This window comes from uncultured Halovibrio sp. (assembly GCF_913056445.1).
Taxonomy (GTDB): domain Bacteria; phylum Pseudomonadota; class Gammaproteobacteria; order Pseudomonadales; family Oleiphilaceae; genus Halospina; species Halospina utahensis_B.
Map to the genome: position 1 here is coordinate 34,178 of NZ_CAJXMA010000002.1, position 20,690 is coordinate 54,867.

General features: G+C 62.8%; 18 protein-coding genes and 1 pseudogene. 6 read left to right on the forward strand and 13 right to left on the reverse strand.

Annotation, left to right across the window (positions count from 1 at the left end; translation table 11 throughout):
* Window positions 1–20: 20 nt before the first annotated feature.
* Window positions 21–1,793, reverse strand: coding sequence for a GTPase (locus QZ501_RS01115; protein WP_295716541.1), 1,773 nt, complete (start codon window positions 1,791–1,793; stop codon window positions 21–23).
* A gap of 101 nt (window positions 1,794–1,894) precedes the next feature.
* Window positions 1,895–2,935 (reverse strand): EF-P beta-lysylation protein EpmB, encoded by a 1,041-nt coding sequence (gene epmB, locus QZ501_RS01120; RefSeq protein ID WP_192497369.1) that lies wholly within the window; start codon window positions 2,933–2,935, stop codon window positions 1,895–1,897.
* Window positions 2,936–2,974: 39 nt separating this feature from the next.
* Here epmB and efp point away from each other — a divergent pair, with 39 nt between their 5' ends.
* Complete coding sequence (gene efp, locus QZ501_RS01125) at window positions 2,975–3,550, forward strand: elongation factor P (protein WP_151441063.1); 576 nt, start codon at window positions 2,975–2,977, stop codon at window positions 3,548–3,550.
* Window positions 3,547–4,491, forward strand: coding sequence for an EF-P lysine aminoacylase EpmA (gene epmA / locus QZ501_RS01130; protein WP_295716544.1), 945 nt, complete (start codon window positions 3,547–3,549; stop codon window positions 4,489–4,491). The genes efp and epmA overlap by 4 nt, the downstream gene beginning before the upstream one ends.
* Before the next feature lie 9 nt (window positions 4,492–4,500).
* Here epmA and asd read toward each other — a convergent pair whose 3' ends face one another.
* The 7 genes and pseudogenes from asd to QZ501_RS01165 form a co-directional block, all read right to left on the reverse strand.
* Complete coding sequence (gene asd / locus QZ501_RS01135) at window positions 4,501–5,355, reverse strand: archaetidylserine decarboxylase (RefSeq protein ID WP_295716546.1); 855 nt, start codon at window positions 5,353–5,355, stop codon at window positions 4,501–4,503.
* Window positions 5,352–6,164, reverse strand: coding sequence for a rhodanese-like domain-containing protein (locus QZ501_RS01140; protein ID WP_160897877.1), 813 nt, complete (start codon window positions 6,162–6,164; stop codon window positions 5,352–5,354). The genes asd and QZ501_RS01140 overlap by 4 nt, the downstream gene beginning before the upstream one ends.
* A gap of 62 nt (window positions 6,165–6,226) precedes the next feature.
* The gene (gene oadA, locus QZ501_RS01145) at window positions 6,227–8,017 is read right to left on the reverse strand and encodes a sodium-extruding oxaloacetate decarboxylase subunit alpha (RefSeq protein WP_295716549.1); all 1,791 of its coding nucleotides are present in this window, start codon (window positions 8,015–8,017) and stop codon (window positions 6,227–6,229) included.
* Between the two features lie 22 nt (window positions 8,018–8,039).
* A complete protein-coding gene (locus QZ501_RS01150) occupies window positions 8,040–9,461 on the reverse strand; it encodes an acetyl-CoA carboxylase biotin carboxylase subunit (RefSeq protein ID WP_295716551.1) in 1,422 nt (473 codons plus the stop codon).
* Window positions 9,462–9,489: 28 nt separating this feature from the next.
* A pseudogene (locus tag QZ501_RS01155) lies at window positions 9,490–9,594 on the reverse strand (sulfate adenylyltransferase small subunit); the annotation flags it as partial.
* 229 nt (window positions 9,595–9,823) lie between these two features.
* Window positions 9,824–12,316: a DUF2309 domain-containing protein gene (locus QZ501_RS01160; RefSeq protein ID WP_295716553.1), complete on the reverse strand. Its 2,493-nt coding sequence runs from the start codon at window positions 12,314–12,316 to the stop codon at window positions 9,824–9,826.
* Complete coding sequence (locus QZ501_RS01165; protein ID WP_295716554.1) at window positions 12,313–13,899, reverse strand: NADH-quinone oxidoreductase subunit L; 1,587 nt, start codon at window positions 13,897–13,899, stop codon at window positions 12,313–12,315. Before QZ501_RS01165 ends, QZ501_RS01160 begins: the two co-directional genes overlap by 4 nt.
* Before the next feature lie 74 nt (window positions 13,900–13,973).
* Here QZ501_RS01165 and QZ501_RS01170 point away from each other — a divergent pair, with 74 nt between their 5' ends.
* Window positions 13,974–14,912, forward strand: a complete 939-nt coding sequence (locus tag QZ501_RS01170; protein WP_160897882.1) for a LysR family transcriptional regulator — start codon at window positions 13,974–13,976, stop codon at window positions 14,910–14,912.
* Between the two features lie 65 nt (window positions 14,913–14,977).
* Here QZ501_RS01170 and QZ501_RS01175 read toward each other — a convergent pair whose 3' ends face one another.
* Window positions 14,978–15,265: a hypothetical protein gene (locus tag QZ501_RS01175; protein WP_160897883.1), complete on the reverse strand. Its 288-nt coding sequence runs from the start codon at window positions 15,263–15,265 to the stop codon at window positions 14,978–14,980.
* A 277-nt stretch (window positions 15,266–15,542) separates the two neighbouring features.
* Here QZ501_RS01175 and motA point away from each other — a divergent pair, with 277 nt between their 5' ends.
* Window positions 15,543–16,394, forward strand: a complete 852-nt coding sequence (motA, locus tag QZ501_RS01180; RefSeq protein ID WP_151441070.1) for a flagellar motor stator protein MotA — start codon at window positions 15,543–15,545, stop codon at window positions 16,392–16,394.
* 34 nt (window positions 16,395–16,428) lie between these two features.
* Window positions 16,429–17,364 (forward strand): flagellar motor protein MotB, encoded by a 936-nt coding sequence (gene motB, locus QZ501_RS01185; protein ID WP_160897884.1) that lies wholly within the window; start codon window positions 16,429–16,431, stop codon window positions 17,362–17,364.
* On the opposite strand, the gene rsgA is transcribed toward motB, so the two are convergent.
* Window positions 17,354–18,343: a ribosome small subunit-dependent GTPase A gene (gene rsgA, locus QZ501_RS01190; RefSeq protein ID WP_295716558.1), complete on the reverse strand. Its 990-nt coding sequence runs from the start codon at window positions 18,341–18,343 to the stop codon at window positions 17,354–17,356. The genes motB and rsgA overlap by 11 nt on opposite strands.
* A 71-nt stretch (window positions 18,344–18,414) precedes the next feature.
* Between rsgA and orn the strand changes: the two genes are divergently transcribed.
* Window positions 18,415–18,969, forward strand: coding sequence for an oligoribonuclease (gene orn, locus QZ501_RS01195; RefSeq protein ID WP_295716560.1), 555 nt, complete (start codon window positions 18,415–18,417; stop codon window positions 18,967–18,969).
* 49 nt (window positions 18,970–19,018) lie between these two features.
* Here orn and bcp read toward each other — a convergent pair whose 3' ends face one another.
* The gene (gene bcp, locus QZ501_RS01200; protein ID WP_295716562.1) at window positions 19,019–19,489 is read right to left on the reverse strand and encodes a thioredoxin-dependent thiol peroxidase; all 471 of its coding nucleotides are present in this window, start codon (window positions 19,487–19,489) and stop codon (window positions 19,019–19,021) included.
* A 54-nt stretch (window positions 19,490–19,543) separates the two neighbouring features.
* On the reverse strand, window positions 19,544–20,605 hold the full coding sequence (gene queG / locus QZ501_RS01205; RefSeq protein ID WP_160897888.1) for a tRNA epoxyqueuosine(34) reductase QueG: 1,062 nt from the start codon (window positions 20,603–20,605) through the stop codon (window positions 19,544–19,546).
* Window positions 20,606–20,690 lie beyond the last annotated feature (85 nt).

Consider the following 20,690-nt stretch of genomic DNA (forward strand, 5'->3'; position numbering starts at 1 on the left):
ATTGATTGCAGGCCACAGTTTTACAGCGATTGCCAGAGTGAAGCAAAGTCATCGTCGTCACTGGTGCCGGATCGGTCTTTGCCTGATGGGCCACGGAATCGCAGCTCAAACTGACTGATGCTGCTGGTGGCGGATACACGCCGGCTGAGTTGGGCTGTTTCCTGCTCGCCGTCACGCAGCAGCGTGATGCGGTGCCCGGTCTGGAAGGGCATGCGTGGCGTCAGCAGGGTTGCCGGCTGGCCGATGGCACTCAGTTCCGGCAGCAGCAGCCCCCGCAGGAACTCACTGCCACTGCCGCTCTTGTTGTCGAGGCGCAGCGCGCAGGGCATCGCGCCAGGGCCCAGCAGTTCAATACCGAGCTGGGCACTGCGCTGACCGCCCTGGCGGATCCACCGGATCAGGGCGACGCTCCAGGGGTGATCGACATTTTCGCGCACGCCCAGGATCTCGCCAGTCTGAAGGCTGGACGGCATCTCCGCATCCCAGTTGATGCAGTAGCCGCCAGGGCTGGTGTTCTCCAGGCTGACTTCGTAAAGCGGGTAGGCATGCTCGCTGTCACCGGCCATATCGCCGCCCGACCCCCGGAAGTTGATCGGCGCATCCGGAGAGGTCATGGATTCATGGTGTCCGGCGTCGAAGGCGCTGGCCCAGGGATCATTGCGCCGCTGCGCCGCGCCCAGGAAGACGTTCTGCGACGGCTCTGTGTCCTGGCTGTCCACGAAGCGGTTGAAGGCCACCTGGCCGGCGGAAAAATAGTGTACGGAGGTCATGCCGACCGCGACCTGCAGGCTGCCGGAGCTCTCGATACGCCTGTAGGAGCGCTGGGTCAGGACCCCCAGAGCCTGGCCCAGGTGCATGAGCAGTGCATCACTGACCTTCACGGGCAGTTCAGGGGCATCCGCCGGTGGGGCGGCGTTCCGGTTGTTCGCCAGTGCGGCCAGGCCCTCCGCGAGTTCGGTGCTGTCGAAGCCGATGTGCTGCGTGGTCAGCGGTGTCCGGAGCAGGTTGCGGTAAGTCGGGGGGGCATCCTGGCCGAGATTGATCACAAAGAGCGCGTCATTCATGCCGCGCTGGAGGATCCGGGTATGGGCGGTCCAGCACTCGAACAGGCTGTAAACTTCCGCCAGCTCCTTCTGGCGAAGCTGATTCGGTCGGCAGCAGCCAAGCAGCAGCAGCCGTTTGTAGGCATCCTCAACAGTAGTCCTGCGGTGGTGCTGGTTGACCGGATCCTCGATGGCAATGCCTGTGATCTGGCGTGCGAGTGCCCAGCTGAAGATCTGGTGGGCTTCGTACCAGGTGCCGCCGGGGCTGGGCGCGTACAGTTGGCTGGCCCGCAGAAGCGTGCTGCCGAGGCTGGAGATCGCCCGATGGCAGGCCTGGGCATTGGCCATCTTCTGTTTGTCCGGATTGGGCGTATTGGCGAGCTGGCTCACGACGATCTTGTAGCCCGTGGCCAGGTGGCGCTGCAGGGCCTGAGCAAGGTTGGCGACTTTGCGCTGCTTTTCCGTCAGAGCGATGGATCGCCCCAGAAAATGCTGGGACAGCTGGTCACAGATGAAGTTCAGCTGCGGGCGAAGCTGACCCAGAAGCTTCATTCTCAGGGCCGGGCTGATGTCGAGCTGGTTGAGCTCAATGGCGGCATGGTAGAGCTGGCGTGCGGACTCACCCACATTGGCGATCGGCAGCCCGTCGACCCATTCCCTGAAGGCGCGTGGGGACGCCTCACAGAAGGATAGACTGCTGAGCTTCTGTTCCGGAAGCGCGAGATCCGGCTTTCCTGCTTTGCCCGCCATTGATCATTACCGCTGGTTTCTGGGTGTCCGCTTACAATACAAGTCCAGGGTCGGGAGAATAGCAAGCGCAACAGGCTTTTGCCGTTGATTTCACAACGACTTTAAAGATTCAGGGGCTGTTTGGCAGGTTGGCCGGGGACTTCCCGCACCAGCTTCGGTACCAGAAAGCCGGGGAGCCGTTCCAGCAGGGTCCGGGTCAGTGCCCGAGCCCTTTCATCACCGGGGTCATAGTGTGCAGCGCCCGCGATGGGGTCAAACGCGTGCAGATAATAGGGGAGAACACCGCACTCGAACAGGCGCTCGCTGAGCTGCTCCAGGGTATCGGCATCATCGTTGATCCGGCGCAGCAGAACCGCCTGGTTCAGTAGCGTGGCCCCGGCGCCGGCCAGTGCCCTCAGCGCAGCATGGACGTCGTCGTCGATTTCCGCCGGGTGGTTGATGTGCACCACGATCACCTTCTGCAGTGGTGATCCACCAAGCCAGTCCAGCAGGTCGGTATTCACCCGCTGGGGGATGACCACGGGAAGCCGGGTGTGGATGCGCAGGCGGCGCACATGGTCGATACTGGCCACCGCCGCAGCGAGCCGGGCCAGGAGCCGGTCCGGGCTGGCGAGCGGGTCGCCGCCGCTGAAGATCACCTCGTTGATCGCCGGGTCGGCATCGATCCGGTCCAGGGCAGCCTGCCAGTCGGAGCCGCCCAGCTGGTGTTCCTCATAGGGGAAGTGGCGCCGGAAACAGTAGCGGCAGTTGATGGCGCAGGCACCGGTGACCATGAGCAGGGCCCTGGAAGCGTACTTGTGTACAAGCCCTGAGGTGGCGCTGGCACTGTCGCCACTGACTTCTTCCAGCGGGTCACTCACATAGCCGGGCTGGTCCTCGCCTTCCTCGGGCAGGGGCAGGATCTGGCGCAGCAGCGGGTCGTCCGGATTGCCGGGCTCGATCCGCCGCAGCCAGGGTTCCGGCGCCCGGACCGGGAACTGGCGGTGACCGGGTGCCATGCCAGCTAGCATGGATTCCGGTAGCGCCAGGCGCTGGCACAGGGCTTCAGGCGTGGTAACGGCCTGCCCCAGCTCCTTCTGCCACCGGGGGCGGTCGCTGGCGATGGTTGTGGTTTCGACAGGCGCGTGACCGGACTGTATCATTGGCATCCCAAGTTTACTGGCAATTCGAGCGAGGCATCGATGGCGACCTATTCTACCAACGAATTCCGCGGCGGGCTGAAAGTCATGCTCGACGGCGACCCCTGCGTGATTGTTGAAAATGAGTTCGTCAAACCCGGAAAGGGCCAGGCGTTCAGCCGCGTGAAGCTGCGCAACCTGATGACGAACCGGGTCTGGGAACGCACCTTCAAGTCCGGGGAGACCCTGGAGGCGGCGGATGTGCTTGAGTTCGACATGGAGTACGTCTACAGCGACGGCGAGTTCTGGCACTTCATGAAGACTGACGGTTCTTTTGAGCAGTTCGCTGCGGACGAGCGCGCCGTGGGTGATGCCGCCAAGTGGCTCAAGGAACAGGACGTCTACACCGTCACACTGTACAACGGTGCCCCGCTGAACGTCACACCGCCGGCCTTCGTGGACCTGGAAGTGGTGGACACGGATCCGGGCGTTAAGGGGGATACCGCCCAGGGCGGCTCCAAGCCGGCGACCCTGTCCACCGGTGCCGTGGTGAACGTGCCGCTGTTCATGGAAATCGGCGAAGTCATCCGCGTGGATACCCGCAAGAACGAGTACGTCTCCCGCGTCCGCAACGGATGAGCTGGGAGCCGGGCGCCACCCCCGCGATGCTGCGCGCCCGGGCCCACCTGCTCCGGGCGTTGCGGGATTTCTTCGACACACGCGGGGTGCTTGAGGTCCAGACGCCGGTTCTGGGCCGCCATACCGTTACCGAACCCGCCATTGAGAGCCTGCCGGTGACTGTTGATGGTCTGGAAGCCTGGCTTCAGACCTCCCCGGAATACTTTATGAAACGCCTGCTGGCCGCTGGATCCGGCTCCATCTACCAGATCGGGCCGGTCTTTCGCGCAGGTGAGCAGGGCCGGCGCCACAATCCGGAGTTCACGCTGCTGGAGTGGTACCGGGTCGGTTTCGACCTGGAGGCCCTCGTGGTGGAGGTCGGTGATCTGGTGCAGGAGGTGCTGGAGAGTCCGCGCCCCCATGTCGGGGAATACCGGGAGCTGATGCAGGCGCATGCCGGTGTGGATCCATGGCGGGACGAGCCCGCCCGGCTGGCGGAACGGGCTTCAGCGGTCAGCGGCATTCCCCGGGAGCAGCTGAACCGGGGGGAGGCTCTGGATCTGCTGATGAGCGGCTGTGTGGAGCCGGCCCTGGCAGAGCAGGGCCCTGTGATCGTTCAGCATTATCCTTCCGACCAGTGTGCACTGGCAGCGGTTACCGAGGTCGGCGGGGTTCCGGTAGCACGCCGGTTCGAGCTCTATCTGGACGGGATCGAGATCGGCAACGCCTACGAGGAGCTTCTGGATGCCACGGAGCAGCGTCGGCGGTTCGAGGCGGATAATGCGCGCCGCCGCGAGGCGGGTCAGCCCATCCCAGAGCCGGACGTCAGGTTTCTGGAGGCGCTGGAGGCAGGTCTGCCTCCGTGCAGCGGTATGGCCATGGGGGTGGACCGCCTGCTCATGCATCGGACTGGAGCCGGTTCCCTGGATGAGGTGATGGCCTTTTCCCGGGAACGCCTCTGAGGCCGGGGGTCAGCTGGCGCGGAACAACGACTCGCCCATTCGAACGCTCTGCTCTGGGTTCAGTTCACCCGTCGGCTCAAAGGCGCCCCTGGGCAGCATCAGTATGACCGTGCTGCCCAGATAGAACCGGCCCATCTCGGCGCCGCGTGCCAGGTGAGGTCCATCGTGTGCGGCATGGCGGATGCTTCGCGCCCCGGGCGCAACCCGGCCTCCCCAGACCGTTTCGATGCCTGCCACGATCATGGCACCAACCATCACCACCGCCATGGGCCCGTATTCGGTACGGAACCAGGCGACCAGCCGCTCGTTGCGCGCAAAGAGCCTCGGCACATTACGGGTGGTGGCCGGGTTCACCGAGAACAGACGACCTGGGATGGTAGTGGTTGCCTCAAGGGTGCCGGTCACAGGCATATGCACCCGGTGATAGTCCTTCGGAGACAGGTAGATGGTGGCAAACCGGCCCTGCTCGAAGGCAGCCAGTTCGGGTTCGGGCCGGGCGGTCAGCTCCGCCGCGGAAAAGCTCTGGCCCTTGGCCTGGAACAGGCGCCCACGGCTGATGGTGCCGCTCTGGCTGATGGCCCCGTCTGCCGGGCAGACCAGCGTGCGCTCGTCGCCTTCGATGGGGCGGGCGTCATCGCGCAGAGGCCGGGTGAAAAAGTCATTGAAGCTGGCGTAGGCCTCCGGATCCGGGTCCGCTGCCTCGTTCATGTCCACACCATAGCGGCGGATGAAGCCATTGATCAGGCGCCGGCGCAGGGCGGGATGCCGGGAGTCCGCCACGCGCCCGGCCAGGCGTGACAGGCCGTGCTGGGGGGCCAGGTGCTGGGCGGCGATGAAGCCGCTGTCGAGCAGGGAATGCATCATTCGACGGGGGTCTCCGTGCGGTTGCCCCATTCCGCCCAGGAGCCGGCGTAGGCGCGCACGTCGTGGTATCCCAGGGCACGGGCGGCGACGTAGGTGAGCCCGGAGCGGTGATGGCTCTGGCAGTGGGTGATGACGGGTTTCGAGGGTTCAATACCGAGCGAGGTCAGGGTTTCCCGGAGCCGGTCTTCCGGCAGCAGGCGGTAGTTGCGCTCCGGGTCCATGATCTCGGTCCATTCCAGGTTGACCGCGCCGGGTATGTGACCGGAGCGGGCCGCGGACTGGCGCTCGCCACGGTATTCCGCGGGGGCGCGTGCATCCCAGATGGCGGTGTTGCCGGCTCTGACGGCCTCGAGCACTTCTTCGAGATCCGCTGTTGTCGAGGGGTCCAGGGTGAGGGCCGGACGCGAGGATTCGGTGGCCTCTGACACCTCGGTGCTGGTTGGGTAGCCTTCGCGGATCCAGGCGATGCGCCCGCCGTTGAGAAGGCTCCAGTTGCGGTGGCCCACGGACTCCAGCAGCCAGATGAAGCGCCCGGCCCAGCCGCCACCCTCATCATCGTAGGCAACCACGTGGTGCTCCGGTTTGAGACCGATCCGCCCAAGCAGCTGTTCGAGCTCCGCCTTTTCCGGCAAAAGACCCGGTACGGGTGAGGCAGCGCCCCGGGTCTCGCGGGGGTGAACGTGGATGGCACCCGGGATATGGGCTTCCGTGTAATGCTCCGGGCCGGAAAGATCCACCAGCAGCAGGTTCTCATCATGGAGGTGCTGATGCAGGGTATCCGGCTCAAGAATCATGGGAAGGGATGGCATTGGGGCCTCGGTATCGTCCGTATTCGGCCGAAGGATACCAGAGGCCCCGGGTGCGGACGAGACTATTCGATCTCGACCAGTACCTCACCGGGGGTGACCCGGTCGCCCTTAGTGATGTGCACGGCCGTGACGGAGCCGGCTACCGGCGCCTTCACCTCGGTTTCCATCTTCATGGCCTCGATGATCAGCACCGGGTCGCCGGCGGCGACGCTGTCGCCCTCCCTGACCACCACATCCACGATGTTGCCGGGCATGCTGGTGGTCACGTGGCCCTCCCTGGTGGCTTGGGCCCGCTGACCACCGCCCGGGGCGGACTCACCGACGGCTTCCAGTTCGATCTCTTCGGGGACACCATCGACGGTCATGTAGAACCGACGCCGGTCATCGCCACCGGGGCTTACCCCGGTCACCTGGATGTCGTAGGTCTCGCCATGGACCTGGATGCGGAACTCGGTGGGGACGTGGCCGGAGGCGTTCTCCGAGGGTGCCGGCTCCAGGACTTCCGGCTGGAGAGTGCCGTCGCGGCGCTGTTCCAGGAAGGTCCGTGCCTGATCCGGGAACATGGCGTAGGTGAGCACGTCCTCCTCGGATTCGGCGACGTCGGAGACCTCATCCTTCAGTTTGTGGAACTCGTTGGCCAGCAGGTTGGCCGGGCGTTCCTCGACCGGCTCCTCCTTGCCCACGGCACGCTGCTGCAGATTCTGATCCACGTCGCCCGGTGCCTTGCCGTACCAGCCCTGGAGGTACTTTTTCACCTCGTTGGTGATGGTGCCGTAACGGCTGTCCGAGAGGACGTTGATCACCGCCTGGGTCCCCACAATCTGGGAGGTCGGTGTGACCAGAGGGGGATAGCCCAGCTCCTCCCGGACCTTCGGGATCTCGCGGAACACGTCCTGGATGCGGTCCAGCGCGCCCTGTTCCTTCAGCTGGTTGGCAAGGTTGGACATCATGCCACCCGGGACCTGGGAGAGCAGGACAGTGGTGTCCACGCCGTTGTACTCGCTTTCGAACTGGTGGTACTTCTTCCGAACCTCCCGGAAGTGGCGGGCGATGCTGTCCAGCTTCTCCAGGTCCAGCCCGGTTTCGTAGCCGGCGTCATGGAGTGCGGCCACTACGGACTCGGTGGGCGGATGGCTGGTGCCGCCGGCGAATGAGGAAATGGCGGTATCCAGGTGGTCCACGCCCGCCTCCACGGCGGCCCACTGGCACATGCTGGCCATGCCCGAGGTGTAGTGGGAGTGCAGGAAGACCGGCACGTCGAAGCGCTGCTTCAGGCCGCTGACCAGCTCGGACGTGGCGGCGGGTGTGAGCAGGCCCGCCATGTCCTTGATGGCGATGCTGTCCACGCCCAGGTCCACCATGGTCTTGGCCTGCTCCAGGAACGCCTCGGTGCCATGGACCGGGCTGACCGTGTAGCAGAGGGTGCCCTGGGCGTGCTTACCGGTTTTCTTCACGGCGCGGATGCTGGTTTGCAGGTTGCGCACGTCGTTGAGCGCGTCAAAGATACGGAAGACGTCGATGCCGTTGTCCGCCGCCTTCTGCACGAATGCCTCGACCACGTCGTCCGCGTAATGGCGGTAGCCCAGCAGGTTCTGCCCGCGCAGCAGCATCTGCAGCCGGGTATTGGGCAGCGCCTTTTTCAGCTGGCGCAGCCGCTCCCAGGGGTCTTCCTTGAGGAAGCGGACACAGGCGTCAAAGGTGGCGCCGCCCCAGCATTCCAGGGACCAGTAGCCGGCCTGGTCCAGCCACTCGCAGGCAGGGAGCATGTCCTCGGTCCGCAGGCGCGTGGCGATCAGGGACTGGTGGGCGTCGCGCAGGATGACGTCGGTGATGTGGATCTTGCGTTGGCTCATGATGTTTCTCCTGATTCGGGGCTCACAGGCCAGCCTGGGCGGCAATGGCCGCGGCGATGGCGGTGGCGACGGATTCGGGCCTGGACTTGGTGCTGTATTCGAGCAGTTCCGGATGGTTCTCAACGAAGCTGGTGTTGAACCCGCCCGCGCGGAACTCCGGGTTCTGGAGGATCTGCTGGTAGTAGGGGATGGTGGTGGTGACCCCGTAGATGCCCATGTCGTTCAGGGCACGCCGGCTGCGTTCCAGCAGCTCCTCCCAGCTGAGGGCCCAGACAATGAGCTTGGCGCACATGGAGTCGTAGTGCGGCGGGATCTCGTAGCCGGTATACATGGCCGCGTCCGTTCGCACCCCCGGGCCACCGGCCGAGTAGTAGCGGCTGATGCGCCCGAAGCTCGGCAGGAAGCCGTTCTGCGGGTCCTCGGCGTTGATCCGGAACTGGGCGGCGAAGCCCCGGTAGCTGATGTCGGACTGGCTGTACGGCAGGGGGTCGCCCGCGGCGATGCGGATCTGGGTCTTCACGATGTCCACGCCGGTGATTTCCTCGGTGATGGTGTGCTCCACCTGCACCCGGGTGTTCATCTCCATGAAGTAGAACTCACCACTGTCGTCCAGCAGGAATTCCACGGTACCGGCGTTCTCGTAGCCACAGCCCTTCGCCACCCGTACGGCCAGATCGCCAAGGTACTCGCGCTGCTGCTCGGTCAGCTGTGGCGATGGTGCCAGCTCGATCAGCTTCTGGTTGCGCCGCTGCACGGAGCAGTCACGCTCGTAGAGGTGGATGGCGTTGCCCTGGCGGTCGACCAGGACCTGGACCTCGATGTGGCGCGGGTTGACGATGCACTTCTCGAGGAAGACCTCGGCACTGCCAAAGGCCTTGGTGGCCTCGGAAATGACCCGCTCGTAGTTCTGGCGCAGTTCCTTCTCGCTGTCACAGCGGCGGATACCACGGCCACCCCCGCCGGAGGTGGCCTTGAGCATGACCGGGTAGCCGATGCGCCCGGCCTGGGCAACCGCGTCTTCCACGTCCTCCAGGTTGCCCTCGGAGCCCGGTGTTACCGGAACGCCGGCGCGGATGGCCGTGTTACGCGCCTCGGTCTTATCACCCATGCCGTGGATGACTTCCGAGGCCGGGCCGATGAACTGGACCCCACGATCCCGGCAGACGGCAGCAAGGGTCTCGTTCTCGGACAGGAATCCGTAGCCGGGGTGCAGGGCATCGCACCCTGTCTCCACGGCCATGTTCACCACCTGATGGGGATTGAGGTACCCGGAGAGCGGATCCTGACTGATGCAGTGGGCCTCATCGGCCTTTTTGACATGCAGCGAATAGCGGTCCGCTTCCGAGTAGATGGCGACCGCCGTGATGCCCAGCTCCTGGCAGGCGCGGGCAATCCGGACGGCAATCTCGCCCCGGTTGGCAATGAGCACCTTTTTGATCGTCATGTCATAGTCTCCATTAGCTGGGCTCCGGTCAGAAGTAGCCTTCGCGCTTCTTTTTCTCCATGGACCCGGTCTGATCCCTGTCGAGCAGACGCCCCTCGCGCTCGGTGGTCTTCGCCGCCAGCATTTCCTTGAGGTGAGAAGAAGATACAGGGATTCTCAAAGCAGGCGACCACCTCCCGGATAACATGAATCGCCTCAGCTTCCAGCTCTCGGAGGTGGTTGGTGATCTTTTCCACGATTACAGCTTTCTCCTGCCGTGTGCTGTTTCGTCATGGGCCTACCGGATTCGGAATCCAGACCTTAATGAGTTATTGATTTCGAAAAAATCGAAAAAATAATTTTTATAGTTCGAGATATTCGATTTATTGATGAGCCTCTCCAGAAAAGGCATGCCATCCTGATTCCCGTGTCCGCCGTTCGATGACCTGATCTCCGCCATCAATGCGGAAAAGGTGAAGCCAGCCATTCTCAAACAGGTTCCGGACCGATGGATTTCTGTCGATAACCTGATCGATCGCACCGGCAGGTGCCTCAATGAACACCGAGAGCCTCAGTGGCTGGTGCACCCAGGCGGATCCGTCGTGTAGCGACTGCAGCGGCAGCCCGGTGCGCAGGTCGCCGCCGTTGCCCTCGAATACGCCGATATGGCCGCCCACGACGTTGTGCAGCACCTTGTTGCCGGCGCCGTAATGCCGGTTGTCGACGGTGGAGGCGTAGTACTGGAAGTTGATCCAGTGGCTCACGACCATCGGCGCGGTCATGATCAGCTCCAGTACCTGCGCGTTCGAGTCCTGGTGCCAGTCGTAGTCATGCAGGAAGGTACGCCCCGCGAGTTTCAGGTGGCCGGAGCGCTCCCGTGGCGCCACGATCAGGCTCGCGTTGCCCGCCAGCCCCCATTCGGGGCGGACCTGTGACCAGTCCTTTCGGCGGCGACCCAGGGCATTGAGAAGCCGCCCGCCCCGGTGCGGGGAGAGACCGAAGCGTTCCGCGCGTTCATCCCGGGTTCGCTGACCCGCCTCTGCCAGCGTGGATTCGAGACGCGTCACCACCATGTGATGGGAGGCGGGGATCTGGCCGGTATCAAGGAGCGTGACCTCATCGGTAACCGTATCGTGAACCGCCGGCAGGAACAGGGTGTGTGCGGCGATATCGCAGCCCAGCGCCTCAAGCTGGTTGCGCACGTTCGGGTCGTTGAGCAGTCCGGCCAGGGCCCGGGCGTTGGATGATCCGCTCTGGCCGCAGCAGGCACCGCAATGCAGCGAGGTTGCGTGAGGATTATTGGTGGTCGGGCTCTTGTGACCCACGAGCAGGACCACGCCAGCGTCAGTCCTGGTCATGCCCATGCCAGTGAGCGCATTGAACGCGATCTGCGCCTTGGATTCGACATCCAGGGCTTTGCCCGTCTCGAGTGCATGGAGCTCCGGTTTCCCGAACGGCTCCCCGTGCCCGTGGAAACTGTTCAGGGCAGCGGGGGGGTGGCTGATGCCGGGGGTACCGGCAAGCAGCTTGAGGCCGTAGAGCCATCCCAGCGATTCCACGTAGCCGAAGATGGCGGGCGGGGCCAGGCTGAAGGATTGCCAGTGCGCTGATCTGGTCAGTTCCAGGCGGTTTTCGCTGGCGGCCTCTCCGGACACGTCAGGATGCTGCATGCGCACCTGTGGCGCGAGGAGCCCGGGCAGGTGGCCCTGCTCATGCGCGAGACCGGGGACGGCACGGGTGGCAGGGACGCCAAAGAAGCCGGCAAACCCATGGGTGCGGATGGATGGCGAGACCGCTTCCAGGTGACGGCGCAGTACCTCCGAGCGCACGTCGATGCAGAACACGGCCTCGATGCGCTCGAAGGACCTGGTTGGCTCTTCCTGGTGATGGCAACCCCACGCGGGCAGGAAGCGTGCAAGCGGCTGCTGGTAGGCCAGCTCGCTGGCCCGTTGCCAGATCCAGTCCGGTCGTTGTGCCGCCCGGTTATGGTCGTCCAGAAGGGGCCAGCGCTCCTTTTCCTCGAGCCATTCCTGCTCCAGCGTCAGGCCCTTGTGGAGGCGGTAGAGAACCAGTTCCCAGGCAAGACGGATGGCGAGCAGATCGCGCAGGCAGTCGTCGCTGCCATCCAGGCCAAGATCACGCTGCCAGCTGTGCCATGCGCAATGGCTGGCCCAGCCATGGATGGTCAGCAACAGGTGGTGGAGGTAGGCTTCTGCCGAGGCGTGGGGAATGGCCTGCTCGGCCAGTGCCAGGGCGATGAGTTCTTCCGGCTGGTCGGGCAGTGATGCAAAGGCCCTGTGCAGTCGGGGCAGTCCCGAGACAATGGCAATGCCCCGCTCATGCACGACCTGGGCCAGCCATTCCTCGTAGAGGCCGCCGCGATCGCCGATTGGCCACTGCGCCTGTCCCTGGTCAAACCAGGCGCCGCAGAACTGGCTGATCTGGTGCACGATCATCTCATGCCAGAACTCGTTCTCGCTGCTTGGACCATAACGGTCCAGTACCATCGAGAAGGAGTGCATGGTGGACGGCTTTATGTCCTTCTGCACCGCCTGGACCAGTGTTCTGGTGTTAAAACAGCTTCCGTATTCAGTGGCTGCCCTTTGCAGGTGGTCTTCGCTGATGTGGCCTGTTTCCCACAGGCGGCGATAATAGGGGCGTGGCATCAGCAACCTGGCCCCCTGACGCGTCGCCAGTTTCGCGGCAACGGACTCAATGGGCTGATCCGTCATATGCCAGAACGGGTTGACCGTTATGAACTGATCCAGCGGCCACGAGGGTGTGATCAGTCCGCCAACTCTCTCGACGAGGTCATGAACCTCCCCGGGATTGGAGGATTCCGCATACTGATTGAGGCAGGCTTGGTTGAGGGTCATGATGAGACTCCTTCATCCGGGTAGATGGGGGCGGGTTCCGGTTGCTCACGGCGGGCGCGCGGCTTGGGAGGCCAGAGAGTGAAGGTGATCCGCGTGAACGCTTCATCCAGGTACAGGCCGTTGAACAGCAGGGGACGCACGCGCTGCCAAAGCCGCGCCTCAGGGCGGTGCATGATGTGCGCCCGCGCCACCAGAAGAAGTGCGAGGACGCCTGCTGCCAACAGAAAGGCCGATGGCGCGGGCGGCATTGCCGAGGCTGGCACGACCCCCCCGAAAATCTGTTCCGCCAGCAGGTAGGCGCCGGTGATGGCGAATGATGCCGCGAGTGCCTTACGCCAACCAGCGTGACCCAGCGCCCCGCCGAGTTCCGCCAGCAGTGAGGCAACCGCTGTTACCAGCACGGCGCCGGTCAGAAGTGTTGCCAAGGTGATGGGCTTCCCGAACACGTAATGACCCAGCATGAAGATGCCGAGGCCGGCTGAAAGCGCGAGAACCCAGATTGCCGGTCGCGGGCGGCCCACCTCATTGCTGCCGCGCCTGATCAGCGACTGCATGGGCGCCTGTCCCGAGCTGAGGAAGGTGTGGGCCTTGTAGAACGAGTGTGCAACGAGATGAACCAGCGCAAGATGATACAGGCCCAGCGCGCACTCAAGGAGCATGAACCCCATCTGTGCCGTGGTGGACCAGGCGAGCATCACCTTGATGCTGATGCGGGTCATCATGACCAGGGATGCGATGGCCACCGTGGCCAGTGCGATGGCAAGGAGCAGCCAGACCGCGAACTGCGTGGCCTCGAGCAGCGGGGAGAGGCGGATCAGCAGGTAGCCGCCCATATTGACGACCCCGGCGTGGAGGAGCGCGGAAACCGGCGTGGGTGCCTCCATCACCTGGATGAGCCAGCCGTGGAAGGGCAGCTGGGCGGACTTGAGCGCTGCCGCCAGAACAATCAGCACGGCCGCCACTTCCAGACCCAGGGCCCCGTTGCCTGCTCCTGCCTGAAGCCGTTCATTGATCATTGCGATATCGGCACTGCCAAGCCCCTGAGCGATCAGGACAAAACCGGTGACGAGCATGATGTCCGCCAGCCTGCTGACCAGGAACTTCTTGTGGGCCGCAAGCAGCGCCTTGGCGCGATCAGGGTAGAACACCAGCAGCCGGTGAAGGCTGAGGCTGGTGGCCAGCCAGGCAAGTGCAAGCACGGCAAGGTGACTGGCAAGGACCAGAACAGTGACGCTTGTCAGCGTGAGTGAGAACCAAAGCGTAAAACGCAGTCTCCCGGGCTCGCCATCAATGTAGTTTCTGGAGAAGCGCAGGATGGACCAGCCCACAAGGGACGTCATCAGGACCATCACCGCGCTCAATGAGTCTGCAGCGAGCAGCGGAAAATGGTGGGTGGGCGTTGCTGAGTGGAGTGTTGTGGCCAATATCGCAAAAGCTAATACGACGGCAGCGGAAGCGAATACCTGGGTGAGGAGCCAATGCTGGCGATGCAGCTTCGGAAGGCATGGAATGAAGGCAGCACTCAGCCAGGCCAAGGGAAGCAGGGCCGGAAGGTAACCGTTCAGGTCAAAAAACCACGGCATAGGACAGCACCTCTTGGGTCAACTCTGTTTGCCGGGATTGTCAGCTGGTTAAAAACATATTAAAAATAGAAACTATGGAACCAAACGATCTGTTTTTTAGATTGAACAGGCTTAACTACCACCACCTTTACCATTTCTGGTGGGTTGGACGGCTTGGCAACCTGACGCGCGCCGCTGATCAGCTCCATGTGGCTCAGTCTGCGGTTTCCACCCACGTGCATCGCCTCGAATCGGCGTTGGGCCAGACTTTGTTTGACCGCCAGGGGCGAGCTCTCCAACTCACCGAGGCCGGGCGTGTGGCCATGCGTCATGCCGAGGAAATCTTTCAATCCGGTGCCGAACTGGTTGGGCTTCTTTCAGAGGGTAAAGAAGGTAGGACGCGGGATGTCCATGTTGGGGCCGTTTCCACGCTCTCGCGGAACTTCCAGGAGGCTTTCCTGTCCCCGCTGATCGGCAGTAGCGATGTGAACATGACGCTCAGCTCGGGGCGTCTGGATGATCTGCTCAAAGCTTTGGAAAATCACAGCCTGGATCTGATCCTGTCGAATACCGCTGTAACCCCGGGAGCGGCAGGCATCCGGTCCTGCCAAGAAATTGCCCGTCAGGTGGGCAGCATTGTAGGGCCTCCCCGCCTCATGGAGACGTCGAGCCGTGTCTCTGATATCGATGGCGTCCCGCTGCTCCTTCCAGGGCGTAGTAGTGGTTTCCGAGCCTCGTTTGACCTCTACTGCAGGCGTATGGGGGTAACGCCTGTCATCGTGGCAGAGGTCGATGATATGGCCATGTTGCGTCTGCTCGCCAGGGATTCCAATTTTGCTGCCGTGCTGCCGAAGGTCGTCGTCAAGGATGAGCTGCGCTCAGGAATGCTCGTGGAGTATGGAGAGCTGCCAGATGTTTATGAGTACTTTTACGCCATCACTGAGAAACGCCGATATGATAAGCCCGTCATACTGGAGCTGCTACGTCAGCTGGACGATGTACATCTCCACCAAAGCATGAGAGCGTCCGAGTGAACCCAAGGCTGAGTCGGTTCGAGGACAGAGACCTGAAGTAGGCTGAAGACTTGATAACAAGCCGGTTACTCAGGAATACGGGTAATATCTATGACGCAGTTGATTGACAGTCGTTCATCTTCCGAACCTGCGCTGGCGATCAGTTCCGTCAAATCGGCCTTGGTCTGTAGTAGCTGCTCAATACGCCGGTTGCTCTGCTCGCTGATATCGCCTAGCCGCTCCTGCTGGCTGAACCTGTCTTTTCGGTGGAATTGGATCTTGTGTTCGATCAAAGCCAGGAGAATGGTCTTAGCCTCTTCGGCTGAGAAGTCGCCGTCAATCAACTGATAGCGAACATGTTCAGAATTTTCCAATGTCAAACTCCATACCAAAATACCACACATAAAATATAGCGCTTTCTGGGCGAATTGGGTAGAGAGAGCCTCGGGGACGGAAACCCAACGCCAGGAAGCTGACTCGCAAGTCTCGGCCCAACGAACTGTACTCACTTTGTCCTTTACTTTTGCCGCTATAGCGCGACCTGGGTGCAGTCAGATGCTGTGCGATTTGCGGGTGCGTCTGGTCTGGTCCAGAATTAGCGGCGGGTCGTATCCCCACCCGAGACCAGTCCAGCAGGAGTTACGCTAACCCATGCTCATCATCATCGGCGCGGTAGTGGTCACGTTCAGCGTGCTGGTCGGGTATGTGCTGCATGGGGGCAATCTGCCCGTACTGTGGCAGCCCACCGAGCTCCTGGTCATATTCGGCGCTGCTTTCGGCGCCTTTCTGATGGGCAACAGCTTCCACACCGTCAAGGCGACCTTTGCCGCCTGGCCGAGGCTCATCATGGGCACGCCTTTCAACAAGGCGTTCAACATGGATCTCCTGAGCCTGATGTATGACGTGTTCGACAAGTCCCGGAAGCAGGGCATCATGGCCATCGAGGCGGATGTGGATGACCCTGAGGAGAGCCAGATCTTCACCCGGTATCCTGCCATCATGAAGATGGAGGAACTGCTCCATTTCATTACCGATTACCTGAGAATCATGAGCACCGGCAACATGGCGGCCCATGAACTGGAAGGGCTGATGGACCAGGAGATCGAAAAGCGTGAGGAAGAGCTCAAGGAACCCGCGCACGCGGTCGGCTCCGTCGCGGATGCCCTGCCGGGGCTCGGCATCGTGGCCGCGATCCTTGGAATCATCATCACCATGGGCTATCTGGGAGGAGAGACCTCGCAGATTGGCAGCCTTATTGGCGCGGCGCTTGCTGGTACCCTGACCGGTATCTGGGCGGCGTACGGTTACGTGGGGCCAATCAGCAAGACCATGGAGCGCCAGGTCGACGAGGAGATGAAGTGCTACGAGTGCGTGAAGAACTCACTGCTCGCCACTGTCTCCGGCCAGGCACCACAGATGGCCATCGAATTCGGGCGCAAGGTCCTGCCAACCGAATCGCGGCCCAGCTTCCAGGAGCTGGATGATCATGTCCGTTCGCGCTGATACCGGCGCAGGTGATCGGGGTCGGAGGTAAGCAGTGGAAGATCGACCGATCATCGTCAAGCGCGTCAAGAAAAAGGGTGGCGGCCATCATGGCGGTGCCTGGAAAGTGGCGTTCGCAGACTTCGCCATGGCCCTTATGGCGTTCTTTCTGGTGATGTGGGCGACCAACCAGGCCACACCGGAACAGAAGGAAGACATCTCGCGCTATTTCTCCGACCCTGTTGGTTACGAGGAGGGTGGCAATCCGAACCCTGTGGATCTTGGCGGAGCGCCGGCGGTGACGCGCAATGAGGGGCCGAGTGACGTCGCGCCCGAGCCGCTGAGCCTGAACGAGGACAACGTTAAAGAGCTGGCGGAGGCCATGGAGCGTCGCCAGACCGAGCAGCTCATGCAGGAACTGGATCAGAAACTTGAGGAAAGCGAGACCCTTCAGAAGTTCAAGGATCAGCTCCTGATCGACATTACCGATGAGGGGCTGCGGATCCAGATCGTGGATCGCTCCAACCGACCCATGTTCGCCAGCGGCAGCGACGAGCTTCAGCCCTACTCCCGGGACATTCTGTTCGAACTGGCGGAGCCCCTGGCGAAGGTCTCCAACAGGCTCAGCATTACGGGCCATACCGATCGCACGCCCTTTGCCCAGACCAACGAGCAGTACACTAACTGGGAGCTGTCCGCCGACCGCGCCAATGCCGCCCGGCGCACGCTGGTGGCCGGTGGCGTTCCCGAGAGCCACATCGGCCGGATCGTGGGGCTGGCGGACTCAGTACTGTTCAACAAGGAAAATCCGCAGGCTCCCGTCAATCGCCGGATCTCGATCATTGTGCTGACCGAAGCCGCGCAGAAAGCCATCGAGGAGCGTGAGTCCAGCGATACAGCGAGTGCCGAGGATCGCGAGACCATGGCCAATGATAACTGGATGGAGCGCGCCCGGGAGAGCCAGGTGGAAGAATCCGAGGTCAACTGGTAGTCCTGCCGGCCTCGGCCTCATCCCGGATCATAAGGTAGTGTTCCATCCGCTGGGGATCCAGCTCCCCGTTTTCCACGGCTTTCTGCAGGGCACAACCCGGTTCCTTCTCGTGCCGGCAGTCCCGGAACCGGCAATGGCCGATCCATTCCCGCACGTCCGGGAAACCGTCGATGACCACCTCCGGGTCCATGTGCCAGAGGCCGAACTCCCGTATGCCGGGGGAATCGATAATGGCGCCGCCGTTGGCCAGCCGGTAGAGGCAGGCCGTGGTTGTGGTGTGGGTGCCCTCGCCGCGGCGGGTGAGGTCACCCGTGCGGATCTCGGTGCCGGGAAGCCAGCGGCGGATCAGGCTGGATTTGCCGACCCCGGACTGCCCGGCAATGATGCTGGTGACCGCGTCATCCAGCGGCTCGGGCAGGGCGCTGTCCTCGCCGTCAGAGGCTGAGGTAAGTGCCACTTCATAACCGAGGTCCTGGTAGGGAGCGAGGACTTCCTCCAGAAGCTCCATGCTGTCCTCATCCAGCAGGTCCGCCTTGTTCAGCAGGATAACGACTTCCAGCCCGTGGATCTCCGCCGCCGCCAGATAACGGTCCATCAGCGCCGGCTGGGGCGCCGGTGCCGGCGCGATGACCAGCACCAGCCGATCAATGTTGGCGGCCATGGTCTTGAGCCGGCCGTAGCGGTCCGGGCGTTGGAGTTCGCGCTCGCGCGGCTGTCGCGCCACGACCACGGCGGTGCCGTTTTCCTCCTCGCGCCACACGATCCGGTCGCCGGCGACCAGGCCGCCCAGATTGGCTCTCGGCTGGGCGCGGCGTTGTTCCCAGCCGGCATCCACGGGATAGTCGATCAGCAGCTCGCCCCCGAAGTGCGCCACCACGGTGCCGTCATGGCCTTGCTCGCGTGTGGCGTCCTGCCACTGTTCCTGGCGGGACTGGATACGGCGCTGCTGCTGGTGGGAAAGGTTGCGTTTGCGGGGCACTGGGTCTTGTCTTGATGCTGTGAGAAGATGACGCCAAACCAACAGCCTATCGGAAAAGGAGCGCCTCAGCCATGGCGGAGCAGAATGAGCGGGCCCAGCGACTGATCTGGATCGACCTGGAAATGACCGGCCTGGACCCGGACAGCGATCGCATCATCGAAGTGGCCACCATCGTTACCGATGCGGACCTCAATGCCCTGGCCGAGGGCCCGGTCCTGGCCGTCCACCAGTCCGATGCGGTGCTTGAGGGCATGGATGAGTGGAACACCACCACCCACGGCAATTCCGGCCTGACCCGGCGCGTGCGCGAGAGCAGCCTCACCGAGCGCGACGCCGAGCTGGAAACCATCGCCTTCCTGAAGGAATGGGTGGACGCGCGCACCTCGCCCATCTGCGGCAACAGCATCTGTCAGGACCGGCGCTTTCTCGCCCGCTACATGCCGGAACTGGAAGCCTTCTTCCACTACCGCAACCTGGACGTGAGCACTGTCAAGGAGCTGGCCCGGCGCTGGAAGCCCGAAGCCCTGGAAGGCTTCAAAAAGAAGGGGGCGCACCAGGCGCTGGACGACATCCGCGAGTCCATTGCCGAGCTTCAGCACTATCGGAAGACGTTGTTTGAGCTGTGAATGCGATTCCGTCCGCGTTCACGTTGAAGTGCGTCCTCGCATAACTCGCTCAGGATGACGTTGTGGCTTCCAGATCCTGCAGGATCTCATCCACGTGCGCTTCCGGCTTCACCTTGGCGTAGTGCCTGCGGATCACGCCCTGTTCGTCGATCAGGAAGGATTCCCGGTTCACGCCCAGCGCCGGCTTGCCGAACATGGTCTTCTCTTTGAGCAGGTTGTAGGCCTTGAGGACCTCATGTTCCGGGTCGGCAAGGATCGGGAAGTTCAGTGATTCCTTGTCCGCGAACTTGCGGTGGGACTTGACGGTATCGCGGCTGATGCCCAGGACCTGTACGCCGTGCGCCTGCAGCTCCTCAAGACGGTCTCGGAATTGCTGCGCCTCCACGGTGCAGCCCGGTGTATTGTCTCTGGGGTAGAAGTAGAGCAGCACCGTCTGGCCGCGGTAGTCCGCCAGGGAGTGTTCGTTTCCGTCCTGATCCGGAAGCCGGAAATCCGGCGCCTGTTGTCCTTCCCAGCTCATGATTCAGTGTTCCTCCGTTGGTGGTCAGGTATGGGAGCTCGGTGTGGGGTCAGATCATACCTGAACGATGCCGTGTCTGCGCAGGGCCCACTGCACATGCTCCCGCACCAGCTCTGACGGGAAGTCCTCCCGTGCTCTTAGCGCCTCGATCACCGGAATGGTGCTCGGGGCATTGCCCAGCCCCACGGCCAGATTCCGTAGCCAGCCCTCGTAGCCCGCCCGCCGGATGGCGGAGCCCTCGGTGCGTTTCAGGAAGGTTGCCTCGTCCCACAGGAAGAGCTCTGCCAGGGTGCTGTTGTCCAGTCCGTGGCGGGGCTGGAAGTCGGGTTCCTCGGTGGATTCACTGAACTTGTTGAACGGGCAGACCAGCTGGCAGTCGTCGCAGCCGAAGACGCGGTTGCCCATCAGCGGTCTTAGTTCTTCCGGGATGGGGCCGTTGTTCTCGATGGTGAGGTAGGAGATGCAGCGGGCCGCGTCCAGCACATAGGGTTCCGGGAAGGCGTTGGTGGGGCAGACGTCCAGGCAGGCGGTGCAGCTGCCGCAGTGGTCGGTGGTCCAGGGCTCGTCCACCGGCAGTGGGGCGCTGGTGTAGATCTCGCCCAGGAAGAACCAGGAGCCCGCCTGTGGGTGCAGCAACAGCGTGTGCTTACCCTGCCAGCCCAGCCCTGCCTTCACGGCGATGGGCTTTTCCATGACCGGGGCGCTGTCGACGAAGGCGCGGTGGTAGTAACCGGGTAGTGCCTCGTCGATCCACTTAGCCAGCTTCGCCAGACGCTTGCGCATGAGCTTATGGTAATCCCGCCCGAGGCTGTAGCGGGTGATGTAGGCCTTTTCGTCGTCGGCCAGGACCGCGTCCGGGGCGTCGGGCTCGGGGCGGTAATCCAGGCGGACCGCGATGATCCGTTCGGTGCCTTCCACCAGTTGCGCCGGCCTGTAGCGCTTCTCGCCGTGCTGTGCCATGTAGCTGAGATCGGCGTTCAGCCCCCTGTCCAGCCACTGGTTCAGTCGCTGGCCGGTTTCCTCCAGCTCCGTATCCGTAATGCCAACGGCCTGGAAGCCCAGTTCGTGGGCCCAGTCACGGATTTGTTCAGCGGTGGCGGTAAGATCGTTGGTCATCCGGTCCTATGGCGTTTGAGTCGGAATTTGCTATGCTTATCAGGGTTCTGTGCGGATTTCTTAAACCGCATTGTGATAACTGGTT